Origin of the sequence: Winogradskyella poriferorum (genome assembly GCF_050618035.1) — a bacterium.
GTDB lineage: Bacteria > Bacteroidota > Bacteroidia > Flavobacteriales > Flavobacteriaceae > Winogradskyella > Winogradskyella poriferorum_A.
This window is the reverse complement of record NZ_JBODPY010000085.1, coordinates 1-243: the sequence shown is the minus strand read 5'-3', so window position 1 is coordinate 243 and position 243 is coordinate 1. Positions and strand designations below refer to the sequence as shown.

Annotated in this window: 1 pseudogene; it reads left to right on the top strand. The window is 36.6% G+C overall.

Annotated features, from left to right (window positions below):
* Positions 1–243 (top strand): annotated as a pseudogene (locus ACRHOC_RS15015) (beta-ketoacyl synthase N-terminal-like domain-containing protein); the annotation flags it as partial.

Genomic DNA, 243 nt, shown 5'->3' with positions numbered 1-243 from the left:
AAATGGACCTAGGCCAAATAGACACCTCCGATATTGATGTCATTATCAGACATACACCAGGAACCATTAAAGGAGATATCCCTGAGCTTAATGCCATTAAAAAGGTTTTTGTAGATAGGATTCCTGCGTTAACAACCAATAAAACACTTATTGGTCATAGCCTAGGAGCCTCCGGAACCTTAAGTATAGAAATGGCTATTCTAATACTAAAGCATCAAAAATATAATGAAGCAACCCATTTAA